This window comes from Roseateles sp. GW821-FHT09H10 (genome assembly GCF_059415865.1).
Genome location: NZ_JBWKOB010000005.1, coordinates 80,681 through 102,986 on the forward strand (window position 1 = coordinate 80,681; position 22,306 = coordinate 102,986).

The following is a 22,306-nucleotide window of genomic DNA, read 5'->3' on the forward strand; positions in this document are numbered from 1 at the left end:
CGCCCAGCCACTTCATCGTCATCGTCGTCATCGCTGCGTCTTTCGCTCAGAAGCTGTGGCGCACACCGGCCTCGAAGCCACTGCTGTTGCCGCCCGGCACCGTCGTGGCCACGCCCACGTTGAAGCGCACGCCGTTGGCCTTGTTGTCGATGCGCGCCACATTCGCGTAGAGCGCGGTGCGCTTGGACAGGTCGTGCACATAGCCCAGCGCGATGTGCTTGGCATCGCTGGCGACGCCCTTGGCGCTCAGCGTCGTGTAGGCGAAGCGGATCTCGCCCTGGGGCGTGACCTGCCACTGCGTGCCGACCATGCGCGCCGTCGTCTTGGTGACGCCGACCTTGTTCTCGCCCCACAGGCCCATCAGCTTGACCGGGCCCAGCTGCCAGGCGGCACCGACATTGGTCTGGGTGTAGTTGCCCGTCGCGTAGCGGGTGCGCGAGTTCGCCGCCGACACGTTGAAGGCCTCGTTGCGCCAGCCGACGCGCAGGCCCTGCAGTTGGCCATCCTTCTTCGTCGGGCCGTCGCCCTGCTCGCCCAGGGCCAGCATGGCATGGGCATAGACGCCTCCCAGGCCCGAGGGCAGGAAGTAGCCGACGGAGTTGGAGGCCCGCACATTGGTGCGGGCCGTGGTGCCACCGGCCGGTGCCGGGTAGAAAAGCAGCCCCGAGCTGCCGACACCATTGGTGCCGAAGGGGTGCATGGACGTCGTCAGATTGCCGAAGGACGGCACATAGTCGCGGCCCAGGCGCAGCTCGCCCCAGGGGCCGGACAGCTGCACCGTGGCGCGGCGGCCCCAGGTCAGGCCGCCGCTGACGGAGTCCTTGTTGTTGCTGCTGGTGGCGCCGCTGGTGCCGTCGTCGACCGCGACGGCCGACTCCAGCCAGAAGCCCACCTTGAGCCCGCCGCCCAGGTCCTCGGTGCCCCGCACGCCGAAACGGCTGGAGGTGTTGCCGTCGCTGTTGACCAGCCAGCGCTTGCCCACGCCATCGGCCTTGAGCTGCTGCACGCCGATGTCCATCAGGCCGAACAGCTGCACGCTGCTGGCCTGCTGGGCCTGCGCGGTCGCGGCTGCGGCGGCCAGGGCCAGAAAGCCCACCCTCGAAAGTCTTGTCTTCATGGTTGTCTCCGTTTGGTTGTTTTGCCGCGGGCTCGTCAGCGCCGCTTTGGAATCCGGGGCGGACCTTAGTGACGCGACTCCATAGCGTCAAATACACTAAACACCAGATATCAAGACATAAAACATATGGAGACGAGATGGAGCTTCGGCATCTGCGCTATTTCGTGACCGTGGCCGAGACCGGCCACATGACGCGCGCGGCCGCCCTGCTGGGCATGCAGCAGCCGCCGCTGAGCCAGCAGATCAAGGCGCTGGAGCAGGAGCTGGGCATGACCCTGCTGCACCGCCACCCCAAGGGCGTCAGCCTCACCGACGCCGGCCGCCTGCTGCTGGACGAAGCCAAGCGGCTGCTGCGCGATTTCGCCGACATGCGCGACCGCATGGACCGCCTGGCCGGCGGCCAGTACGGCCTGCTGACGGTGGGCTTCACCAGTTCGGCCGCGGCCCATGCCTTCACGCCGGCCGTGTTGCGCGCCTGCCGCAGCGAGCAACCCGGCATCGCGCTGACCATGACCGAGGACAACGCCGCCGGCCTGACCGAGGCCATCGCCAAGGGCAAGCTGCACTGCGGCTTCCTGCGCGTGCCCGTGGCCCAGCCCGAAGGCGTCGGCTTCGAGACCCTGCTGACCGAGCCCGCCCTGCTCGCCCTGCCCCTGGACCACCGCCTGGCCGGCGTCCCCCGCGCGGCGACGACGGCGGTGCGCCTGGTCGAGCTGGAGCACGAGGACCTCATCCTCGTGCGCCGTCCCGGTGCGCCCGGCCTCTATGCCAACCTGCTGGCCCTGTGCGAGCGCCACGGCGTGCGGCCGCGCAGCTTCATCGAGGTCGACCGCATGACGATGAACCTCAACCTCGTCGCGGCCGGCGCGGGCATCTCGGTCGTGCCGGCCTCGATGCGCGGCATGCATGCCCATTCCATCGTCTGCCGGCCGCTGGAAAAGCATGCCCAGCTGGAGGCCCCGCTGACGCTGGCCTACCGCACCCACGACCAGGCCGGCCCCACCGGCACCTTCATCGCGCTGGCCCGGCGCATTGCCCAGGCGCATCGCGATGCGTGAACATGCATAGGCGCGCGCTGCTCGCGCTGGCCGGTGCCGGCCTCTGCACCGAGGCTTTCGCCGAGGAGCCCTGGCCGGCGCGGCCCATCCACCTGGTCGTGGCCTACCCACCCGGCGGCGTCAGCGACGACACGGCGCGCGGACTGGCCCAGTTCATCAGCGGCCGGCTCAAGGTGCCAGTCGTTGTCGAGAACCGCGCGGGCGCCGGCGGGTTGACGGCGCTGGAGTGGCTGGCGCGTGCGGCACCCGATGGCCACACCCTGGCCTATTGCGCGATCTCGCCGCTGGTCTTCGCGCCGGCCGCCTCGGCCTCCATGCCTTCGACGCGGGGCAGCGATGCGCTGCTGCGCGACGTGGCGCCGGTCGTCAGCATCATGGACACGCCGGTGCTGGTGCTCGCCCACCCCTCCTTCAAGCCGGCCAGCTTTGCCGCCATGCTGGCCGCCGCCCAGGCCGCGCCGGGCCGGCTGCGCTGGGCCACCTCGGGCCATGCGACGGTCGGCCACATGGTGCTGGCCCAGATCCGCACCGCCGCAGGCGTCGACATCGTCCATGTGCCCTACAAGGGCGGCGGCCAGCAGCTGACCGATGCGCTGGGCGGCCAATTCGAGCTGCTGTCGTCCAACGTCGCCGCCCAGCAGCTGCAATACGTGCGCCAGGGCCGGCTGAAGGCGCTGGCCGTCGGCGCCTCCATGCGCCTGCCCGTGCTGCCCGAGGTGCCGACGCTGGCCGAACTGGGCTTCCCCGAGGCCAATCTGGCCTCGACCTTCGGCCTGTTCGCGCCGCGCGGCGTGCCGCCGGAGCGGCTGCGCCTCATCAATGCCGTCGTCAACGAGGCCCTGCGCCAGCCCGACATCCGCGCCCGCATCCTCGACGTCAGCAATCTGCCGACGGGCGGCAGCGCGGCCGACTTCGCCGCACGCATCGCCAGGGAGAGGGAGCGAGCGCTCAGGGTGCCGGCGGACTAGATAATGCGCGGCCCCATGAAAGCCGATACAGCCGCCCCCGACCTCGCGCCCCACACGCCCATGATGGCCCAGTACCTGGGCCTCAAGGCGGACTTCCCGGACACGCTGCTGCTGTACCGGATGGGCGATTTCTACGAAGTCTTCTACGACGATGCGCGCAAGTGCAATGCGCTGCTGGACATCACGCTGACCCAGCGCGGCCAGAGCGCCGGCCAGCCCGTCATCATGGCCGGCGTGCCGGTGCATGCGCTGGAGAGCTATCTCGCCAAGCTCATCAAGCTGGGCGAGGCCGTCGCCATCGCCGAGCAGGTCGGCGAGGTCGGCGCGAGCAAAGGCCCGGTGGAGCGCAAGGTGGTGCGTGTCGTCACGCCGGGCACCATCACCGACACCGAGCTGCTGGCCGACAAGCAGGACGCGGTGCTGCTGTCCGTCTCCGGCCACGGCCGCCGCCATGGCCTGGCCTGGCTGTCGCTGACCCAGGGCGAGATCGGCCTGGCGGAATGCAGCGACGTCGAGCTGCCCGCCTGGCTGGCGCGGCTGATGCCGGCCGAGATCCTGGTCAACCGCGAAGCGCCGCCCTCAGCTGTCATGAAGGCCCGCTTCCCGGTCACCAACCGGCCCGGCTGGCAGTTCGACGGCGCTCTCGGCCAGCGCAAGCTCAGCGAACAACTGGGCGTGGCCAATCTGCAGGGCTTCAATGCCCACGAGCTGACGCTGGCACATGCCGCCGGCAGCGCCCTGCTCGCCTTTGCCGAGCACACCCAGGGCCGCGCCCTGGCTCACGTTCGCAGCTTGCGCGTGCAGCGCGCCAGCGAGCTGATGGACCTGCCGCCGGCCACCCAGCGCAACCTGGAGCTGGTGCAGACGCTGCGCGGCGAAACCTCGCCCACCCTCTTCTCGCTGCTGGATACCTGCAAGAGCGGCATGGGCAGCCGCATGCTGCGCCAGTGGCTGCTGCATCCCAAGCGCGAGCGTGGTGAAGCCGTCGCCCGCCACAACGCCATCGCGGCCCTGCACGCCGAGGGCTTCGAGCCGCTGCGCGAGGCGCTGAAGTCGGTCAGCGACGTCGAGCGCATCTCCGCCCGCATCGCGCTGCGCCAGGTACGCCCGCGCGAGCTGACCGGCATCCGCGCCACGCTGCAAGCCCTGCCCGCCCTGCGCGGCGCCACGCCGGCCGCGTTGCGCGATGCGAGCATGAACCCGCCGGCCGACATCCTCGAGCTGCTGGAACGCGCCATCGCCGCCGAGCCGGCCCTGCTGCCGCGCGATGGCGGCGTCATCGCCGACGGCTTCGACGCCGACCTGGACGAGCTGCGCGGCATCCAGCAGAACTGCGACGGCTTCCTGCTCGACCTGGAAACCCGCGAGCGCGCCCGCACCGGCATCGCCAATCTGCGCGTGCAGTTCAACCGCGTGCACGGCTTCTACATCGAGGTCACGCAAGGCCAGGTCGACAAGGTGCCGATGGACTACCAGCGCCGCCAGACGCTGAAGAACGCCGAGCGTTACATCACGCCCGAGCTCAAGGCCTTCGAGGACAAGGCCCTGTCCGCCAACGAGCGGGCCCTGGCGCGCGAGAAGCTGCTGTACGAGCAGGTCATCGACGCCCTGCTCACCCGCCTGGATCCGCTGACGGCCCTGGGCCGCACGCTGGCGGGTCTCGATGCGCTGGCGGCCCTGGCCGAGCGCGCCATCACCTTGAACTGGTGCCGTCCCGAATTCGTGTCCCAGCCCTGCCTGGAGATCGAGGCCGGCCGCCACCCGGTCGTGCAGGCCCGCCTGGCCGAGACCGGCGGCACCGAGTTCATGCCGAACGACTGCCGGCTGGACGCCCGCACCCGCATGCTGGTCATCACCGGCCCCAACATGGGCGGCAAGAGCACCTTCATGCGCCAGGTGGCGCTGATCGCGCTGCTGGCGGCCATTGGCAGCTATGTGCCGGCCACAAGCTGCCGCCTGGGTCCGATGGACGCCATCCACACCCGCATCGGCGCGGCCGACGACCTGGCCAACGCCCAGTCCACCTTCATGCTGGAGATGACCGAGGGTGCGGCCATCCTGCATTCGGCCACCGACCAGTCCCTGGTGCTGATGGACGAGATCGGCCGGGGCACCTCCACCTTCGACGGCCTGGCGCTGGCCTCGGCCATCGCCAGCCATCTGCACGACAAGACGCGCGCCTTCACGCTGTTCGCGACGCATTACTTCGAGCTGACCGAAATCCCGGCCAAACATTCGATGGCGCAGAACTGGCACGTCGGCGCGGTGGAAAGCGGCGAGGACATCGTCTTCCTGCATGAGCTGCAGGCCGGCCCGGCCAGCCGCAGCTATGGCGTGCAGGTCGCCCGGCTGGCCGGCATGCCCGCCAGCCTGGTGCGCCAGGCTCGCGCGACGCTGGAGGCGCTGGAGGCACGCCAGAACGCGGCCGACGACCAGTTCGACCTCTTCGCCGCGCCGCCCGCGCCACCGCCCCTGCCCGAGCCCAGCGAGTTGCTGCAGGCCCTGGCCAGGGTCGACCCGGACGCGATGTCGCCACGGGACGCGCTGGAGGCGCTCTACAGCCTCAAGCGCCTCGCGAACGGCTGAGCGACATGCCGCAACGCCGCGCCACGCTGGCGCTGTTGTCCATGCTCGGCCTGCCCGCGGCGCGGGCCGCGGAGCCGCTGCGCATCACCATCCCGCAGCTGCCGTCCAGCGCCCAGGAGCACGCCAGCTATTTCCCGCAGTTGCTGCGCCTGGCCCTGGAGAAGACGCGCGCCAGCGACGGCCCCTTCGAGATCCGCCACTACGACCAGGCCATGAGCGGGCCGCGCCAGTTCAGCGAGCTGAAGAACGACGGCGCCATCAACCTGATCTGGGACGGCACCGATGCCAGGCGTGAGGCGGAGCTGCTGCCGGTGCGCATCTCGCTGCTGCGCGAGCTCAACGACTACCGCGTCTTCCTGATCCGCAGGGGCACCCAGGCGCGCTTTCGCGCGGTGCGCAGCCTGGACGACCTGCGCCGCTTCAACGCCGGCGCCGGCGAGGGCTGGCCATCGACCGCCGTGCTGCGTGCCAATGGCCTGCCGGTGATCACCTCCGTGGCGTATGAGCAGCTCTTCACGATGCTGGAGGCCAAGCGCTTCGACTACATGCCGCGCGGCGTCTACGAAGCCTGGTACGAGCAGAGCCAGCATGGCGGCCTGGCCATCGAGGACAGCCTGTTCCTGCACTACCGCGTGCCCTTTTATTTCTTCACCAGCCGCAGCAACCCGGCCCTGGCGGAGCGCGTCGAGCGGGGCCTGAAGGCGGCGCTGGCCGACGGCAGCTTCGACCGGCTGTTCCGCAGCATTCCGAGCTTCAAGCGCAGCCTCGACGAGATCCAGGCCGGAAAACGGCGCGTGATCGAACTCCGCTTGCCAAACGACTGAGCCGTCTGGAGTCGGCACTCCAGAACGGCCGGCCGACGCGCAGGCACACTGCGAGGCCATGACGAAAACGCTGGTCCTCTCCCACGCCAACAGCTATCCCGCCGGCTGCTATCGCGTCCTGGTCGAACGCTGGCGCAAGGCCGGCTGGCGCGTCCATGCCTTGGACCGTTTCGGCCATGACCCGCGCTTTCCCGTCACCGGCGACTGGCGCAAGCTGCGCGACCAATTGCTGGACTTCATCGATTCCGAGGTGAAGCCCAAAGGCCAGGTGGCCCTGGTGGGCCATTCCCTGGGCGGCATGCTGAGCCTGATGGCGACCTGCCGCCGGCCCGAGCTGGTCAGCCGCCTGGTCATGCTGGACTCGCCCGTCGTCGCCGGCATGAAGGCCGCCGCCGTCGCCATGGCCAAGACGACCGGCCTGATCCACCGCTACGGCCCGTCCAAGATCGCCCGCGAGCGCCGCCATGTCTGGCCGGACCGCGAGGCGGTCTACAAGCACTTCTCGGCCAAGAAGATGTTCGCCCGCTGGGACTCGCGCGTGCTGGCGGACTACATCGATGCCGGCTTCGAGGAGGGTGAGGACGGCCAGGTGAGGCTGCGCTTCACCCGCGAGGTCGAGGCCCATATCTACCGCACCCTGCCCCACCACCTGCCGCTGCTGCTGCGCCTGCGCCCGCCGCAATGCCCCGTCGCTTTCGTCGGCGGTACGCGCTCGGCGGAACTGCGCCAAGCCGGCGCTGCGGCGTCGAAAAAGCTGGCCGGGGAGAACTGGCGCTGGATGGAGGGCTCGCACCTGTTCCCCTTCGAGAAACCCGACGAGACGGCCGACCTTGTGCTTGACCTCCTTGCGTGATGCAGGAGGCAGATGTCGAAAAAGCTGACAGTGCGTCGATCCCGCAGGGGCAGGACGAGCACAAATCATTGACGCCACAGCAAAAGCGCAAGACCGGCTTGGTTATTGCTTTGGCTGTCAGTTCCAAATAAAGGGAGGGTTGATGAAGCTCGTTCAAGCTGTTTTCACGGCGCTTGTCACTTTGCCAATGGCAGCCAACGCCGATTGGGTTGCCAAAGATCTGGGCAGGCTCGGCGGAAACCAGGCCAGCAGTGTGGCCGTCAATGGCGCTGGTCAGGTTGCAGGATATTCAACTACCGTCGCCAATACGCTGGCAAACGCATTCCTGTACGACGGCAGCATGCAGAACCTGGGCACTTTGGGCGGCACTCACAGCGGTGCTGTTGCAATCAACGCCTCAGGACAAGTCACGGGCCAGTCGTATACCTTGGCCAACGCCACCACGCATGCCTTCCTGTACAGCAATGGCAGCATGAAGGATCTGGGCACGCTGGGCGGTCCCGACAGTTGGGCGTTTGCGATCAACGCTGCGGGTCAGGTGATCGGCGTTTCCTACACAAGCACCCCAGGCCAGATTCGCGGCTTCCTGTACAGCAACGGCAGCATGCAAGATCTGGGCACCTTGGGAGGCTCCTACGGCGGCCCCAATGCCCTCAATGCCGCCGGGCAAGTGGTCGGCACTTCGTTCATCCAGGGAGATGAACAGCAGCACGCCTTCTTGTACAGCAACGGTCTGATGAAAGATCTGGGAACGCTGGGCGGCACCGGCAGCGGCGCGGTGGCAATCAATTCGGCAGGCCAGGTGGTCGGCAATTCAAGCATCACGGGCAATGCCGCCTCGCACGCTTTTCTTTATGGCAACGGCGCCATGCTCGATCTCGGCACCCTCGGCGGCAACAACAGCTGGTCGACGGACCTGAACGATGCCGGGCAGGTTGTTGGCGACTCGTATATCAGCGCGCGGGATGTCAACGGGAATCCCATCATGCATGCCTTCCTGTACCGCGACGGCAGCATGATTGACTTGGGCACCCTCGGAGGATCTGCAAGTTTTGGCAGGGAAATCAATTCAGCGGGCCAGGTGCTGGGCACTTCCTATGTCGAGAACGACGCTTCGTACGACTATTTCCTGTACGACCAAGGAAGCATGATCAACATCGACAAACTGGTTGCGGCCCAGTTGCCTGGCGTCGTCGACGTGACGTTCGCGACGCTCGCCGATGGCCACATCGCAGGCACCGCGCTGCTGTCCGACGGCAATTCCAGCGCCTTCCTGATCAGCCAGGTGCCCGAGCCTGGAACAGGCGTGCTGCTATTGAGTGGGATGGCACTGACTGCCGCAGGTGTCGCGCGCCGTCGCCGCCTTGGCTGAACGCTGACTCCAGCGACAAGACCCGCCTTTGGCGGGTCTTGTCGCTTCAGGCTCTCGTACAATCGCAATTTCCACCTCAGCAGGCTGTTCTGGCCTGCTGCAAGACATGACCAAATACGTCTTCGTCACCGGCGGTGTGGTGTCCTCCTTGGGCAAGGGCATCGCGTCGGCCTCCCTGGCTGCCATCCTCGAATCGCGCGGCCTCAAAGTCACCCTCATCAAGCTGGACCCCTACATCAACGTCGACCCCGGCACGATGTCGCCCTTCCAGCACGGTGAAGTCTTCGTCACCGACGACGGCGCCGAAACCGACCTTGACCTCGGCCACTACGAGCGCTTCATCACCACGCGGATGAAGAAGGCCAACAACTTCACCACCGGCCAGATCTACAAGACCGTGCTGGAGAAGGAACGCCGCGGCGACTACCTCGGCAAGACGGTGCAGGTGATCCCGCACATCACCAACGAGATCCAGGAATACATCAAGCGCGGCGCCGAGGGCGTCGACGTGGCCATCGTGGAAATCGGCGGCACGGTGGGCGACATCGAGTCCCTGCCCTTCCTCGAAGCCGTGCGCCAGATGAGCCTGCGTGCCGGCCCGACGAACACGGCCTATGTGCACCTGACCTATGTGCCCTGGATCGCCGCTGCCGGCGAGCTGAAGACCAAGCCCACCCAGCACACGGTGCAGAAGCTGCGCGAGATCGGCATCCAGCCCGACGCGCTGCTGTGCCGCGCCGACCGCCGCATCCCCGACGACGAGCGCGAGAAGATCTCGCTGTTCACCAACGTCGCCGAGTACGGCGTCATCTCCATGTGGGACGTGAACACCATCTACAAGGTGCCGCGCATGCTGCACGAGCAGGGGCTGGACCAGCTCATCTGCACCAAGCTGCAGCTCAACACCAAGAGCACGGACCTGAAGCGCTGGGACACCCTCGTCAACGAAGTCGAGAACCCCAAGGAAGAAGTCACCATCGCCATGTGCGGCAAGTACACCGACCTGTCGGACTCGTACAAGTCGCTCAACGAGGCGCTGCGCCACGCCGGCATCCATAACCACTCAGGCGTCAAGATCGAGTACGTGGACAGCGAGACGCTGACGCCCGAGACCATTGGCAGCCTGGGCAGGTTCGACGCCATCCTGGTGCCCGGCGGCTTCGGCAAGCGCGGCGTGGAGGGCAAGATCCTGGCGGCCCAGTACGCCCGCGAGCACAAGCTGCCCTACCTGGGCATCTGCCTGGGCATGCAGGTCGCGACCATCGAGTACGCCCGCCACATGGCTGGCCTGGAAGGCGCCAACTCCACCGAGTTCGAGCCCGAGACGCCCCACCCCGTCATCGCCCTGATCGACGAATGGCAGGACGCCGACGGCAGCATCCAGAAGCGCGACGAAAAGAGCGACCTGGGCGGCACCATGCGCCTGGGCGCCCAAAGCTCCGACGTCAAGTCCGGCACCCTGGCCCACGACATCTACGGCCCGGTCGTCAACGAGCGCCACCGCCACCGCTACGAGGCCAACGAGCACTACCTGGACCGCCTGACCCAGGCCGGTCTGGTCATCTCGGCCATCACCCAGCGCGAGAAGCTGACCGAGATGGTCGAGCTGCCGCGCGAGGTCCACCCCTGGTTCGTCGGCGTGCAGTTCCACCCCGAGTTCAAGTCCACGCCCTGGGGCGGCCACCCGCTGTTCACGGCCTTCATCAAGGCCGCCCTGAACCACAAGCATTCGGCAGATAAGGCAGCCTGACCATGAAGCTCTGCGGATACGACGTCGGCCTCGACAAGCCCTTCTTCCTGATCGCCGGCACCTGCTCGATCGAGAGCCAGCAGATGTCGCTGGACGTCGCCGGCCTGCTGAAGGAAGCCTGCACAGCCTTGAGCATTCCGCTGATCTACAAGGGTTCCTTCGACAAGGCCAACCGCTCCTCCGGCACCACCAAGCGCGGCCTGGGCATGGAAGCCGGCCTGAAGATCCTCGACGAGGTGCGCCGCCAGACCGGCCTGCCGGTGCTGACCGATGTGCACGACACCACGCAGGTGGCCGAGGTCGCCAGCGTCGTCGACGTGCTGCAGACGCCGGCCTTCCTGTGCCGCCAGACGGACTTCATCCGCGCGGTGGCGCAGTCGGGCAAGCCGGTCAACATCAAGAAGGGCCAGTTCCTCGCCCCCTGGGACATGAAGAACGTCATCGACAAGGCCCGCGCCGCAGCGCGCGAGGTGGGCCTGCCCGAGGACAGCTTCCTGGCCTGTGAACGTGGCGTCAGCTTCGGCTACAACAACCTCGTCGCCGACATGACCAGCCTGGCCGAGATGCGCAACACCGGCGCGCCGGTGGTCTTCGACGTCACCCACTCGGTGCAGAAGCCCGGTGGCCAGGGCACCTCCAGCGGCGGTGCCCGCGAGATGGTGCCCGTGCTGGCGCGTGCCGGCGTCGGCGTCGGCGTGGCCGGTCTCTTCATGGAGACCCATCCCAACCCGGCCGAGGCCTTCAGCGACGGCCCCAACGCCGTGCCGCTCAAGCACATGAAGACGCTGCTGGAGCAGCTCGTTGCGCTGGATCGGGTCGTCAAGAAGCAGCCGCTGTTGGAGAACGACTTTTCCTGCTGAGAGCCCTATGTCTGCCTACATCCTCGCCAACGTCAAGGTCACGAATCCTGAGCAGTACGAGGACTACCGGCGCCTCTCGACGCTGGCCATGAAGGAACACGGCGCCGAGGTGCTGGTGCGCGGCGGCAAGGTGAAGGTGCTGGAAGGCGACTGGACGCCCGAGCGCGTCGTGCTGCTGAAGTTCCCGACGCCGGAAGCGGCGCAGGCCTTCTACGACTCGCCCGAGTACGGCGCGGCGCGTGAGGCCCGAGAGGGCATCGCCGTCATGCGCATGGTGTTGATCGAAGGCGTTTGAGCCCCGTGGCCATCGTCGCACTGCTGCTGGGCGCCCTGTTCGGCGGCCTGGCGTCGGAAAACTGGAGCGGCGTGTTCCTCGGCGCCGCGATCGGCTGGCTGGGCTGGCGGCAAGTCCAGCAGGGTCAGCGCATCGCGAAGCTGGAACAGCAGCTGACGGCCCGCGCGCAGGTGTTGCCCGTGGCACCGTTGTCGCCGCTGTCGGCGCCCGTCCCCGTTCAGCCGCCTGCGCAGGCACCGGCGGTCTCGCCGCAAGAGCCCGAAGTGGCCACCGTGCCCCTGCCGTTGGACGTCGTCGCCCCGGCCGCCGCACCGACACCCAGGCCACCGCCGCCTGAGGCGCCGCCGCGCCGCCCCATTCCCATGCCCGCCTGGGCCCAGCGCCTCGCGGCGGCCAACACCATCGTCAAGGTCGGCCTGGCCATGCTCTTCCTGGGCCTGGTCTTCCTGGCCCGCTTCGCCGCCGAGCATGTGACCGTGCCGCTCGAAGTGCGCCTGGCCGGCATCGGCGCCACCGGCATCGCGCTGCTGGTGGTGGGCTGGCGCCTGCGGCTGCGCTCGCGGGCCTATGGCCTGCTGCTGCAGGGCGGCGGCGTGGCCGTCGTCTACCTGACGCTGTTCGCCGCCGTGAAGCTGGCCGGCCTGGAGCCGCTGCTGCTGGTCTTCGTGCTGATGCTGACCGTCTCGCTGCTGGCTGCGCTGTTGGCGGTCAAGCAGGACGCCCAGGCCCTGGCCGTCGTCGCCGCACTGGGTGGTTATGCCACGCCCCTGCTGCTGTCCACGGGCGGCGGTGCCATCGCCATGCTGCTGAGCTACTACTTCGTGCTCGGCCTCGGCGTGGCCCTGGTGGCCTGGTTCAAGCACTGGCCGCGGCTGAACCTGATCGCCTTCGGCTTCACGGCCCTTGTCGCCAGCGCCTGGGCCGCCAGGAGCTATACCGCCGCGGACTATCCGGTGGCCCAAGCCTGGCTGATCGCCTTCTGGCTGCTGTTCACCGCCGTGCTGCTGATGCCTGGCCGCCGCGCCCAGGAGCCCGAGCTGTGGCTGCAGTCCACGCTGCTGTTCGGCATGCCGGCGCTCGGCGCGGCCATGCAATACCTGCTGCTGCGCCCGGACTCGATGGCCATCGCCCTGGCCGCCTTGCTGATCGGCGCGGCCTATGTCGGTCTGGCAGCCTGGGCCCGCAAGCGCACGGCGCACGCCCGCCTCTTCGAGGCCTTGCTGGCCCTGGGCGCCGTCTTCGGCACGCTGGTCATCCCATTTGCGCTCAGCGCCGAGGCCACGGCCGGTGCCTGGGCGCTGGAAGGCCTGGGCGCCGTCTGGCTGGGCCTGCGCCAGCGCCGCGACCGCGTGCTGCTCAGCGGCCTGGCCCTGATGGCCCTGGGCGGCCTGACGCTGACGAAGTCGCTGTCCGAGACCCTCGGCTATCTACAGGCGCCGACGCAATTGCTGAATGCACTGCTGATCGCCGCCGCCGGCCTGGGCGGCGCCCGCTGCTTCGGCCTCGACGAGCGCCGGCCCGTGCATGCGGTCGGCGCCTTTGCACTGGTCGGCTGGGGCACGCTCTGGCTGGCCGTGGCCGCTGCCGTCGTGCTCAAGCAATGGGTGCCTGCCGAACACGAATGGGCCGTCAGCCTGGCCCTGCTGGCTGGCGCGAGCGCCCTGCTGCTGGGCCTGCAGGCGCTGTGGCGCTGGCCGACCGCGGCCTGGCCGACGGCGCTGCTGATGCCGGCTTGGGCGCTGCTGAGCGTGGCCGGCAGCCTGCTGCATGGCGCGCCGCTGTCGGCGGGCGGCTGGTGGGCCCTGCCGCTGGCCTGGGCCGCACAGGCCTGGGTGCTGCAGCGCACGGCGCCGCATTGGCCCGAGCCGCTGCGCTACGCCACGCATGCCGGCGGCCTGCTGGCCTTCGCGCTGCTCGGCGCGTTGCAGGGGCGGCACTGGACGGCCGACCTCGGCAATATCGACGGCGGCGGTGGCAGCGCCTGGGGCTGGCTGGGCTGGCTCGCCGTGCCGGCCCTGCTGCTGGCTGCCGTGCTGCGCCAGCAGCGCCGCGCACCGGTGCTCCAGGCCTGGCCGCTGCGCCTGGCCTCGCCCGCCTACTCGCAGATCGGCGCCGGCGTGCTGAGCCTGGCCCTGGCGGCCTGGGTGCTGATCGCCAACTGGTCCAGCCCCGGCAATGCCCAGCCCCTGCCCTACATCCCGCTGCTGAACCCGCTGGACCTGGGGCTGGCCGCCGCCCTGCTCGCCGTCGTCGCCTGGCTGCGCAGCCCCGCTGCGGCCACCGTCGGGCTGCCGCCCAAGGTCCTGGCCGTGCCGGCCGGCCTGGCCTTCCTGTGGCTCAACGGCATGCTGATCCGCAGCTTCCACCATTGGGGCGGCGTGCCCTATCACGTCGACGGCTGGCTCGAATCCCGTGGCGTGCAGACCGGCCTGGCCCTGCTGTGGAGCACGCTGGCCCTGCTGCTGATGCTGCTGGGCACGCGCCGCCAGCAGCGCCTGCCCTGGCTGGCCGGCGCCGTGCTGCTGGGCGCCGTCGTGCTCAAGCTGATGCTCTTCGACCTGTCGGGCAGCGGCACCGTGCTGCGCATCGTCTCCTTCATTGGCGTGGGCGTGTTGATGCTGGTCATCGGCTACGTCGCCCCTCTGCCTGGTTCCGCCGGTTCGTCCCGAGATGAGAAACAACATACGCCGACTCCTTGAATCACTGGCGCTGGCGCTGGCCGCGGTATCGGCCGTCGCCGCCCCTTCCCGCGCGCCGGTGCAGATCACCCAGGCTGCGCCCTTCCTGACGCTGGACGCCACGGCCGAGGCCTGGCGGCACAGCCTGGCCAGCGATCTGCACGACTGGCAACTGCTCGACGCCCAGGGCCGCCGCGTGCCCTTTGCGCTGCTGCCCGACAGCCTGCTGGCCACGCCCGAGCGCGAGCTCAAGCTCTTCGCCCTGCCGCCTGCACCGACGACCGCCGCGTCCGCACCACCCCAGCGCCTGCCGGCCGGCTGGATGCTGGACCTGGGCGAACCCGCCAGCTGGCCCGCCGAGCCGCGCCAGCTGCGGCTGCGCTGGCCCGAGGCCGCCGCGCCCTTCCAGGCCGGCTACCGGCTTGAAACCAGCGCCGACCTGCAGGCCTGGCAGATGCTGGGCACCGGCCAGCTGCTGGGCCTGCGCACGGCCGAAGGCGCGCCGCTGGCCCAGCCCCTGGTGAATCTGCCGGGCCGGCCGCTGCGCTATCTGCGCCTCGTCTGGGACGACGCCAGCCGCGCCGTGCAACCCGAGGCCGCCTCGCTGCTGGCCCAACCCGCCGGCATTGCGCCCCAGCAAACGACCCGCACGGCCGCGCTGCCGACACCCGATGCCGACGGCGGCTGGGTCATCCCGCTGGGCGGCCCGCAGCCGCTGCTGGGTCTGACGCTGGCCAGCAACCAGGGCACCTGGGTGCTGCCCGTGCAGGTGCAGACGCGCGCCGGCGCCAAGTCGCCCTGGCAGACCGTGGCCCGCACCGTCTTCTACCGCGTGGATCGCGGCGGCGCAGCAGCCGATACGGCGCCCGCCCTGCCTCTGGCCATCGGCGCCAGCGAGCTGCGCCTGCTGCCTCCGCGCGGCACTGCCTTGCCGCCTGCTGAAAGCCTGCGCCTGGACTGGACGGTGCGCATGACCCGCATCGTCTGGGCCGCCCAGGGCGAGCCGCCCTTCAGCCTGCAGGTGGGGGCCGCGGCAGCCGACACCGGACCGCGCCCGCTGGCCGACGTCGTGCCCGACTGGCCGCGCGAGCAGGCGCGCCTGGGCCAGTCCCAGCTCGGCGCCTTCACGGCGCAGGCAGTGACGACGCCCGCTGAACCCGTCCTGCCGCCGCGCCGCCTGCTGCTGTGGGCCGTGCTGGGCGTGGGCGTCCTGCTGCTGGCCGCCGTCACCTGGCGGTTGTGGCGCCAGGGGCCGACGCAGACCAGCACTTAAACTCCCGCCCCAATTGCAGACGCTTGTTGTGACACGGTAACGCCCGCTTGGCACACTTTCGCCGCCCGAATTTTTCACTTCCTGGAGACATTGAATGAGCGCCATCGTTGACATCGTCGGCCGAGAGATCCTCGACAGCCGCGGCAATCCCACCGTGGAATGCGACGTGCTGCTGGAGTCCGGCGTCATGGGCCGCGCAGCCGTGCCCTCGGGTGCCTCCACCGGCAGCCGCGAAGCCATCGAGCTGCGCGACGGCGACAAGGCCCGCTACCTGGGCAAGGGCGTGCTGAAGGCCGTCGAGCACATCAACACCGAGATCTCCGAGGCCGTGCTGGGCCTGGACGCCTCCGAGCAGGCCTTCCTGGACAAGACCCTGATCGACCTGGACGGTACCGAAAACAAGAGCCGCCTGGGCGCCAACGCCATGCTGGCCGTGTCCATGGCCGTGGCCCGCGCCGCGGCAGAAGAATCCGGCCTGCCGCTGTACCGCTACTTCGGCGGCATGAACGGCAACCAGCTGCCCGTGCCGATGATGAACGTCATCAACGGCGGCGCGCACGCCAACAACTCGCTGGACCTGCAGGAGCTGATGATCGTCCCCGTGGGCGCGCCGAGCTTCCGCGAAGCCCTGCGCTGGGGCGCCGAGGTCTTCCACGCGCTGAAGAAGATCCTGCACGACAAGCACATCTCCACGGCCGTCGGCGACGAGGGCGGCTTCGCCCCCAGCGTCGAGAGCCATGAGGCTGCCATCCAGATGATCCTGCAGGCCATCGACAAGGCCGGCTACCGCGCCGGCGACCAGATCGCCATCGCCCTGGACTGCGCCGCCAGCGAGTTCTACAAGGACGGCAAGTACGTGCTCGAAGGCGAAGGCGGCATCCAGCTGACAGCGGCCGAGTGGACCGACATGCTGGCCACCTGGGTGGACAAGTACCCCATCATCTCCATCGAAGACGGCATGGCCGAAGGCGACTGGGATGGCTGGAAGCTGCTGACCGACCGCCTCGGCAAGAACGTGCAGATCGTCGGCGACGACCTCTTCGTCACCAACACCAAGATCCTGCAGGAAGGCATTGCCAAGGGCATCGCCAACTCCATCCTGATCAAGATCAACCAGATCGGCACGCTGACCGAGACCTTCGCCGCCATCGAGATGGCCAAGCGCGCCGGCTACACGGCCGTCATCTCGCACCGCTCGGGCGAGACGGAGGACAGCACCATCTCCGACATCGCCGTCGGCCTGAACGCCGGCCAGATCAAGACGGGTTCGCTGTCGCGTTCGGACCGCATGGCCAAGTACAACCAGCTGCTGCGCATCGAAGAGGACCTGGGCGACGTCGCCGTCTACCCCGGCCGTGCTGCCTTCTACAACCTCAAGTGAAATGGGCGAGCCCCTCGCCCACCCTCGCCCCGCTGAACGCGGGCGAGTCTGGTCTGGGACCACGCTGCGGCATGTGCCGCAGCGCTTCGACAGGCACGGCCAGTCCACTGGATGGGCCATGTCCGGTCGCAGCCCCCGAGGGGACGGCGATGCTTGCTGCATCGAGCCGCAAGCACATCGCCAGAGCGGGCCGGCTAGGGAGCGGCCCGGCGCTCGGCCCGCATGTCAATTCGCCGCTGCCGCACTGAAATGAAGGTGCTCGCTGCTGTTTTGGCGCTCTTCCTGATCGCCATCCAAGCCCAGCTCTGGGTGGGCCGGGGCAGCATTCCGCATGTCGCCCAGCTCCGGGAAGAGCTGGGCCAGGCGCGCGCCGACAACGACAAGGCCCGCGCCCGCAATACCCAGATCCAGGCCGAACTGCGTGATCTGCGCGAAGGCCTGGAGATGGTCGAGGAAAAGGCCCGCTTCGAGCTGGGCATGATCAAGTCGGACGAGGTCTTCGTGCCGCTGGCGCCCGCCGCGGCCTCTTCCGTCAAACGCTGATGCTGGCCACGCTGTGGGCGGCGCTGCTGGCGCCCGCCTTCTCCGCTTTCGGCAGCCCCATCTCCTGGCTGGAGCTGGTCGCCTTCGTGCTGGCCGTCTGGATGGTGGTCTGCAATATGCGCGTCCACCTGCTGGCCTGGCCGCTGGCCTTCATCAGCTCGCTGATGTACTTCGCGCTGTTCTGGGACGGCAAGCTCTATGGCGAAGCCTCGCTGCAGCTCGTCTTCGCCGCCATGGCGCTGTGGGGCTGGTGGCAATGGCGCTTCGGCCGCACCCGCGAGGGCGAGGTGCTGAAGGTGCGCCGCCTGGGCCTGGCAGGCCTGCTCAAGCCGGTCCTGCTGACCCTGGCCGCCTGGCCCCTGCTCGGCCTCTTCCTGGCTCGCCACACCGACTCGCCCCTGCCCTACTGGGACGCTTTCCCCACCGTGGCCAGCCTGCTCGGCCAGTGGCTGCTGGCGCGCAAGTACGAGGAGAACTGGCCGACCTGGATCGTCGTCAACGCCGTCAGCGTCGTGCTCTTCGGCCTCAAGGGCTATTGGCTGACCGTCATCCTCTATGCCGGCTTCATCCCGATGAGCGTCATCGGCTGGCGCGCCTGGAGGCGGATTTGAGCCGGCTCGTGACCTTGCTGGGTGCGGAGTGCACCGGCAAGTCGACGCTAGCGCCGGCATTGGCGCGGCATTTCAACGCGGGTCTTGTCACCGAATACCTGCGCGAATGGTGCGCCACCCACGGCCGCACGCCGCAGCAGCACGAGCAAGCCGCCATCGCCGCCGAGCAGGCTGCGCGCATCGAGGCAGCGGCACGCGCGCATGAACTGGTGATCTGCGACACCACGCCGCTGATCACGGCTCTGTGCAGCCAGCACTACTTCAATGACGACTCGCTGCTGGCCGACGCCGTCGCCTTCCAGCGCCGCTGCGACCTGACCGTGCTGTGCGCGCCCGACCTCCCCTGGGAGGCGGACGGCTTTCTGCGCGACGGGCCCGCGGTGCGGGCGCGCTTCGACGCCCGCCTGCGCGCGGCGTTGAGCGCCCACGGCCTGCCATGGCTCGACGTCCACGGCGAGCAGCCGGCCGAGCGGCTGGCGCTGGCGGTGCAGGCCATCGATGCCTCGCGGGATCCGGGCCGCCGCTAGCGGCCGAGCAGCAGGTAGTCGAACAGCTGGGTGCCGCCCGCGCCGCCCAGGGGCACGAGGATGGCCTTCAGCAGAGGCTGGTCGAAGAAGGAGGCGAAGGCGCCGCACTGCTCGTTTTCGACCGAGGCGATCAGCCGCTTGTAGGGCTCGACGAGGTCGGACAAGGGCTTGCCGCTGCCGGCCAGCCAGCGCAGGTCGGCCTGCATGGAGGCCAGCGCATGGCGGCGCGTCTTCTCTGCCGCGCGCTTGAGCAGCAGGGTCAGGCCGACCAGGGCCGTGATGTAGAAGCACACGCCCACGGCAATGGCCGGCGTCAGCGACCAGTTGTCGAACAGCCGGCTGCGCGCCACCACCAGCAGGGCCAGCACGACGAAGGGGCCGATGACCAGCCGCGCCACCGGCGTGCTGCGGCGGGCGACGACCTGCACGTCGATCCAGTCGTCCAGCAGCGTGTGCACGGCAAAGCCGGCGGCGTCCTTGCTGCGATCCTCCGGCCGCGCGCAGAAACGCTGGGCCCACAGGGCCTTGTGCTCCTCGCCCAGCGAGCGCGCGAACATCTCGATGGTGGCCTCGGGGTAGAAGCTGCGGCCGGCATTCAGGTGGCGCAGGAAGCGCACCAGCAGCACCGTCGCATCGGCCACCGCGACGACGAGCAGCGGCAGCAGCAGCAGGATGGCGTAGAGGGTGGCGCTGACCATCTGGCGGTGCTCGTCGCCGCGCACCGGCACCTCGGGGATCTGGCCCTCGGACAGGCACAGGAAGAGCAGGCCCACGCAGCTGAGGGTCAGGCCATACCAGACCAGGGTGCGGGCCGCGCGCGGGCGGGCCTCGCCGCGTTCGCCATACTCCTGCCAGAGCTGGTCGAAGTCGCAGCTGAAGCCCACGCCCGGCTTCCAGAACAGCACGCTGACATGCTCGAACCAGCCGCGCAGCAGCTGGCGCATGTCGCTGCGCACGACGGGCTTGGGCACCGGCCGCGGCAGGCGCAGCCAGTCGGAGTCCTGCCGGATCTGGTTCAGCGAATCGGCCCAGGCCCAGTCCAGCGTCCACAGAATGGCGAACAGGGCCAGCAGATGGATGAGATGGGAGGGCCAGGCGCTGACGCCTTCCATCCAGGCCACCGGCTCGCAGCTGTCGCAGACGCCGATCTGGCTCCAGCCGCCGGCCGGCCAGGCCAGCCAAAGCCAGATGACAGCCACCAGCAGCACGATGACGAGATGCAGGCGGTCCACGCCGGCGCGCTGGTCGGGTGGCGCCGGCTGCTCGCGCCGCGCCAGCAACAGGGCCGGCAGCACGGCCAGCAGCGCCCCGAAGGCCGCCAGACTGGCCAGCAGCAGCGCGTGCACGAAGCCCAGCTGGCTGGGCAGCAGGAACTCGATGAGGCTGGCCAGCACATAGGCGAACACGCCGGCATGCAGGGCGACCAGGACGATGGCCGTCATGTCCATCTGCGGCTGGTTGTCCAGCGTCGCTTCGCGCAGGAAGACGCGCCGCGCCTGGCGGATGGCCGGCGTCGACGGCCACACCAGCAGGGCGCAGCCCATGACGATGACCATCAACATCGCCAGGCCCTGGCGACCGGCACTCGGTGGCACGGGGCGGGCCTCCAGCGCATAGCCAGACAGCGGCACGGCGCTGGAGCGGCCCACCTCATAGACCGAAGGCCTTTGCAGCGCCGGCTCCAGGGCCTGCTTCTCGTCGCGCTTGCAGGAATCGCTGCGGCAACCGGCACGGCGGGCGGCGGCATAGGTGCTGGCCTGGTAGATGTCGCGCAGCGGCGGCGTGCCGGCCTGCAGGTCAACGGCGCCGGAAGGCGCGCTGGCCGCCGGCGGGTAGAAGGCCAGCGGCAGGCTGCTGGCCACGACGAGATTGCGCGTGAAGGCCTGGGTGCGAGGGTGCAGATAGCGCGCGTCCATGTCCGTCGTGAAGAACATGCGGTCGGAGAAGTCCTCGTGCAGGGCCTGCAGCACGAGGAGCTTGTCGTGCACGTCGTTGCCGAAGATGCCGATGGCGCCGATGGGCAGGCGGCTCGAGTCGGCCTCGCTGCGCTTGAGGGCGGCACCCAGGCGGCGCAGATAGTCGAGCTGGTCGCGGCTTTCCGGCCATTCCAGCGCCGCCGTCTTGGCCGACGGCCCGGCCGCCGCGGTGCCGGCTTCGCGCGTCGTCACGCCGTCGATGCCGCGGAAGAAATAGATGACCTCGATCTTCACCGGCTGGTTCTGCGGCCGGCTGTCGGGCAGGCGGTAGCGCAGCTCGCTGACCAGGGATTGGGCGTAGAGGGAATCCCGCTCGGCGACGATGACGACGCGCCGGCCTTCATGCGGCAGGCGCAGGCCCAGCTCGGCCACGAGGCGCTTGATGAGCTCGGCATCGGTGCCGATGGTGCGCACCATCTGCACCGGCCGCACCGGGTTGACACCGGTGATGCGGTTGAACTGGTCGGTGACGAAGGCCTCGAGCTTCTGGTCGCTGAGCTCGCTGATCATGCTGTTGGGCGCCGTCGAGGCCGAGTTGTAGAACTCGGCGCGCGACAGCAGCTCATAGCCTTCCTGCAGGTCATCGGCCAGGCCCGGCTTGCTGCCGGCCACGCCTGAGCTGCAGCGCGCGGCGGCAGCGATGGCGGCGGGCGTCAGCGCGCCGGCGGCGGCGTTCTTGCGATCGGCGGCGCAGCGCAGGTCCATCAGCGCGGCGCGCAGCGCGTCGGTGGACGAGGGGCCGATGACGGCCAGGCTGGGCAGGCGCTGCACGTCGGCGCTGCCCGGCGCGGCCAGCTCGCGGGCCGCCTTGCCCATCAGCTGCTGGGTGAGCCGGGCCAGGGCGTCCAGCTTGCGGTTGGGCAGGGAGTTCTCGTCCACCCACAGCAGCGCGATCTGGCCATAGCGGCGCGGCTTGTCGGCCTTGTTCTCACCTTCGACGTCCAGCTTGCGGCGGTGCTCGGAGCGCGCCGACAGCAGCTCATAGGGCACGACGAAGCTGTCCTTGGCGGCACGCGCCTGCTTGTCCGGCGTGGCCGGCTTGGCAGCCGCGGAGGCAGCGTCGGCCGGCACTGCGGACTCGAGCAGGTTGAATTCGAGCAAGCTCAGCCGCTCGGCGTTGTCGGGCACATAGTCCTGGGCCAGCAGGCCGGCCAGCGTCGCATAGCGCACGCGCCGCCGCGCCTCCTCGGCGCCGACGAAATCGGCGCCCGGCAGCAGGCCCATGACGATGAGGGTGTCGTCCAGGCGCTGGTCGTGGTCGCGGTCCAGCTTGGTCAGCATGCGCAGCGGATCGCGCACCTCGGCCACGCGGTCGCGGCAGTCGATGTCCAGGGTCTGGGAGGTCTGCTTGCGCACGCGCTCGCAGCGCTCGGTGCGCTCGGTCTCGTAGCGGCGCAGCGCCGTGAACGGGTCTTCCCAGAGGCGGGCGTTGACGTCGAGGTCGGGATCGAGCGGGGCCTGGGCGCGGGCCTTCTCGGCCGGCCGCAGCGGCTCGAAGGCGTGCGGCACGAGCTGGGTACTGGCCACGAAGGCCACCAGCACCGCGGCGCTCGCCCACGGGAAACCGCCCAGTCCCTTGTCGGCCATCTCGCCTCCTGGCCCGTGCGGAAACGGGCCACGAGGCAAAAGTCTCA

At 69.3% G+C, this 22,306-nt stretch carries 17 protein-coding genes; 15 read left to right on the forward strand and 2 right to left on the reverse strand.

Translation table 11 applies throughout. The features are described 5' to 3' along the window. Window positions 1-46 precede the first annotated feature (46 nt). Complete coding sequence (locus tag AC07OY_RS21585) at window positions 47-1,117, reverse strand: porin (RefSeq protein ID WP_495044637.1); 1,071 nt, start codon at window positions 1,115-1,117, stop codon at window positions 47-49. Between the two features lie 137 nt (window positions 1,118-1,254). On the opposite strand from AC07OY_RS21585, the gene AC07OY_RS21590 reads away from it, so the two are divergent. From AC07OY_RS21590 to AC07OY_RS21660, 15 genes are all read left to right on the forward strand, one after another. Next, the gene (locus AC07OY_RS21590) at window positions 1,255-2,175 is read left to right on the forward strand and encodes a LysR family transcriptional regulator (RefSeq protein ID WP_495044638.1); all 921 of its coding nucleotides are present in this window, start codon (window positions 1,255-1,257) and stop codon (window positions 2,173-2,175) included. 2 nt (window positions 2,176-2,177) lie between these two features. After that, a complete protein-coding gene (locus AC07OY_RS21595) occupies window positions 2,178-3,143 on the forward strand; it encodes a Bug family tripartite tricarboxylate transporter substrate binding protein (protein WP_495045053.1) in 966 nt (321 codons plus the stop codon). A 15-nt stretch (window positions 3,144-3,158) separates the two neighbouring features. After that, window positions 3,159-5,729 carry a DNA mismatch repair protein MutS gene (gene mutS, locus AC07OY_RS21600; protein WP_495044639.1) on the forward strand — a complete coding sequence of 857 codons (2,571 nt, stop codon included), beginning with the start codon at window positions 3,159-3,161 and terminating at the stop codon, window positions 5,727-5,729. Window positions 5,730-5,734: 5 nt separating this feature from the next. Next, window positions 5,735-6,553, forward strand: a complete 819-nt coding sequence (locus AC07OY_RS21605; protein ID WP_495044640.1) for a substrate-binding periplasmic protein — start codon at window positions 5,735-5,737, stop codon at window positions 6,551-6,553. Between the two features lie 58 nt (window positions 6,554-6,611). Further along, window positions 6,612-7,406, forward strand: coding sequence for an alpha/beta fold hydrolase (locus AC07OY_RS21610; protein WP_495044641.1), 795 nt, complete (start codon window positions 6,612-6,614; stop codon window positions 7,404-7,406). A gap of 142 nt (window positions 7,407-7,548) precedes the next feature. Next, window positions 7,549-8,778 (forward strand): PEP-CTERM sorting domain-containing protein, encoded by a 1,230-nt coding sequence (locus AC07OY_RS21615; RefSeq protein WP_495044642.1) that lies wholly within the window; start codon window positions 7,549-7,551, stop codon window positions 8,776-8,778. A 106-nt stretch (window positions 8,779-8,884) separates the two neighbouring features. Continuing rightward, the gene (pyrG, locus tag AC07OY_RS21620; RefSeq protein WP_495044643.1) at window positions 8,885-10,528 is read left to right on the forward strand and encodes a CTP synthase; all 1,644 of its coding nucleotides are present in this window, start codon (window positions 8,885-8,887) and stop codon (window positions 10,526-10,528) included. A 2-nt stretch (window positions 10,529-10,530) separates the two neighbouring features. Further along, window positions 10,531-11,388 carry a 3-deoxy-8-phosphooctulonate synthase gene (kdsA, locus tag AC07OY_RS21625; protein ID WP_495044644.1) on the forward strand — a complete coding sequence of 286 codons (858 nt, stop codon included), beginning with the start codon at window positions 10,531-10,533 and terminating at the stop codon, window positions 11,386-11,388. A gap of 7 nt (window positions 11,389-11,395) precedes the next feature. Further along, the gene (locus tag AC07OY_RS21630) at window positions 11,396-11,683 is read left to right on the forward strand and encodes a DUF1330 domain-containing protein (RefSeq protein ID WP_495044645.1); all 288 of its coding nucleotides are present in this window, start codon (window positions 11,396-11,398) and stop codon (window positions 11,681-11,683) included. A gap of 5 nt (window positions 11,684-11,688) precedes the next feature. Next, window positions 11,689-14,382: a DUF2339 domain-containing protein gene (locus AC07OY_RS21635; RefSeq protein ID WP_495044646.1), complete on the forward strand. Its 2,694-nt coding sequence runs from the start codon at window positions 11,689-11,691 to the stop codon at window positions 14,380-14,382. Continuing rightward, window positions 14,354-15,634 (forward strand): DUF3999 family protein, encoded by a 1,281-nt coding sequence (locus AC07OY_RS21640; protein WP_495044647.1) that lies wholly within the window; start codon window positions 14,354-14,356, stop codon window positions 15,632-15,634. The genes AC07OY_RS21635 and AC07OY_RS21640 overlap by 29 nt, the downstream gene beginning before the upstream one ends. A 94-nt stretch (window positions 15,635-15,728) precedes the next feature. Continuing rightward, complete coding sequence (gene eno / locus AC07OY_RS21645) at window positions 15,729-17,015, forward strand: phosphopyruvate hydratase (protein ID WP_495044648.1); 1,287 nt, start codon at window positions 15,729-15,731, stop codon at window positions 17,013-17,015. A 249-nt stretch (window positions 17,016-17,264) separates the two neighbouring features. Next, entirely contained in the window at window positions 17,265-17,558 is a 294-nt protein-coding gene (locus tag AC07OY_RS21650) for a septum formation initiator family protein (protein WP_495044649.1), read from the forward strand. Continuing rightward, window positions 17,558-18,169 carry a nicotinamide riboside transporter PnuC gene (pnuC, locus tag AC07OY_RS21655; protein WP_495044650.1) on the forward strand — a complete coding sequence of 204 codons (612 nt, stop codon included), beginning with the start codon at window positions 17,558-17,560 and terminating at the stop codon, window positions 18,167-18,169. Before AC07OY_RS21650 ends, pnuC begins: the two co-directional genes overlap by 1 nt. Continuing rightward, the gene (locus AC07OY_RS21660; RefSeq protein ID WP_495044651.1) at window positions 18,166-18,696 is read left to right on the forward strand and encodes an AAA family ATPase; all 531 of its coding nucleotides are present in this window, start codon (window positions 18,166-18,168) and stop codon (window positions 18,694-18,696) included. Before pnuC ends, AC07OY_RS21660 begins: the two co-directional genes overlap by 4 nt. Here the strand turns inward: AC07OY_RS21660 and AC07OY_RS21665 are convergent. Beyond that, window positions 18,693-22,259 carry a hypothetical protein gene (locus AC07OY_RS21665; RefSeq protein ID WP_495044652.1) on the reverse strand — a complete coding sequence of 1,189 codons (3,567 nt, stop codon included), beginning with the start codon at window positions 22,257-22,259 and terminating at the stop codon, window positions 18,693-18,695. The two genes, AC07OY_RS21660 and AC07OY_RS21665, sit on opposite strands and share 4 nt — an antisense overlap. Between the last annotated feature and the right edge of the window lie 47 nt (window positions 22,260-22,306).

Excerpts from the sequence above, each read along its gene's own strand:
- AC07OY_RS21610 (WP_495044641.1), top strand. The coding sequence starts at position 6,612 with ATGACGAAAACGCTGGTCCTCTCCCACGCCAACAGCTATCCCGCCGGC.
- pyrG (WP_495044643.1), top strand. The coding sequence starts at position 8,885 with ATGACCAAATACGTCTTCGTCACCGGCGGTGTGGTGTCCTCCTTGGGC.
- AC07OY_RS21595 (WP_495045053.1), top strand. The coding sequence starts at position 2,178 with ATGCATAGGCGCGCGCTGCTCGCGCTGGCCGGTGCCGGCCTCTGCACC.
- AC07OY_RS21590 (WP_495044638.1), top strand. The coding sequence starts at position 1,255 with ATGGAGCTTCGGCATCTGCGCTATTTCGTGACCGTGGCCGAGACCGGC.
- AC07OY_RS21605 (WP_495044640.1), top strand. The coding sequence starts at position 5,735 with ATGCCGCAACGCCGCGCCACGCTGGCGCTGTTGTCCATGCTCGGCCTG.
- AC07OY_RS21615 (WP_495044642.1), top strand. The coding sequence starts at position 7,549 with ATGAAGCTCGTTCAAGCTGTTTTCACGGCGCTTGTCACTTTGCCAATG.
- AC07OY_RS21630 (WP_495044645.1), top strand. The coding sequence starts at position 11,396 with ATGTCTGCCTACATCCTCGCCAACGTCAAGGTCACGAATCCTGAGCAG.
- eno (WP_495044648.1), top strand. The coding sequence starts at position 15,729 with ATGAGCGCCATCGTTGACATCGTCGGCCGAGAGATCCTCGACAGCCGC.
- AC07OY_RS21640 (WP_495044647.1), top strand. The coding sequence starts at position 14,354 with ATGAGAAACAACATACGCCGACTCCTTGAATCACTGGCGCTGGCGCTG.
- pnuC (WP_495044650.1), top strand. The coding sequence starts at position 17,558 with ATGCTGGCCACGCTGTGGGCGGCGCTGCTGGCGCCCGCCTTCTCCGCT.
- AC07OY_RS21585 (WP_495044637.1), bottom strand. The coding sequence starts at position 1,117 with ATGAAGACAAGACTTTCGAGGGTGGGCTTTCTGGCCCTGGCCGCCGCA.
- AC07OY_RS21650 (WP_495044649.1), top strand. The coding sequence starts at position 17,265 with ATGAAGGTGCTCGCTGCTGTTTTGGCGCTCTTCCTGATCGCCATCCAA.
- kdsA (WP_495044644.1), top strand. The coding sequence starts at position 10,531 with ATGAAGCTCTGCGGATACGACGTCGGCCTCGACAAGCCCTTCTTCCTG.
- mutS (WP_495044639.1), top strand. The coding sequence starts at position 3,159 with ATGAAAGCCGATACAGCCGCCCCCGACCTCGCGCCCCACACGCCCATG.
- AC07OY_RS21665 (WP_495044652.1), bottom strand. The coding sequence starts at position 22,259 with ATGGCCGACAAGGGACTGGGCGGTTTCCCGTGGGCGAGCGCCGCGGTG.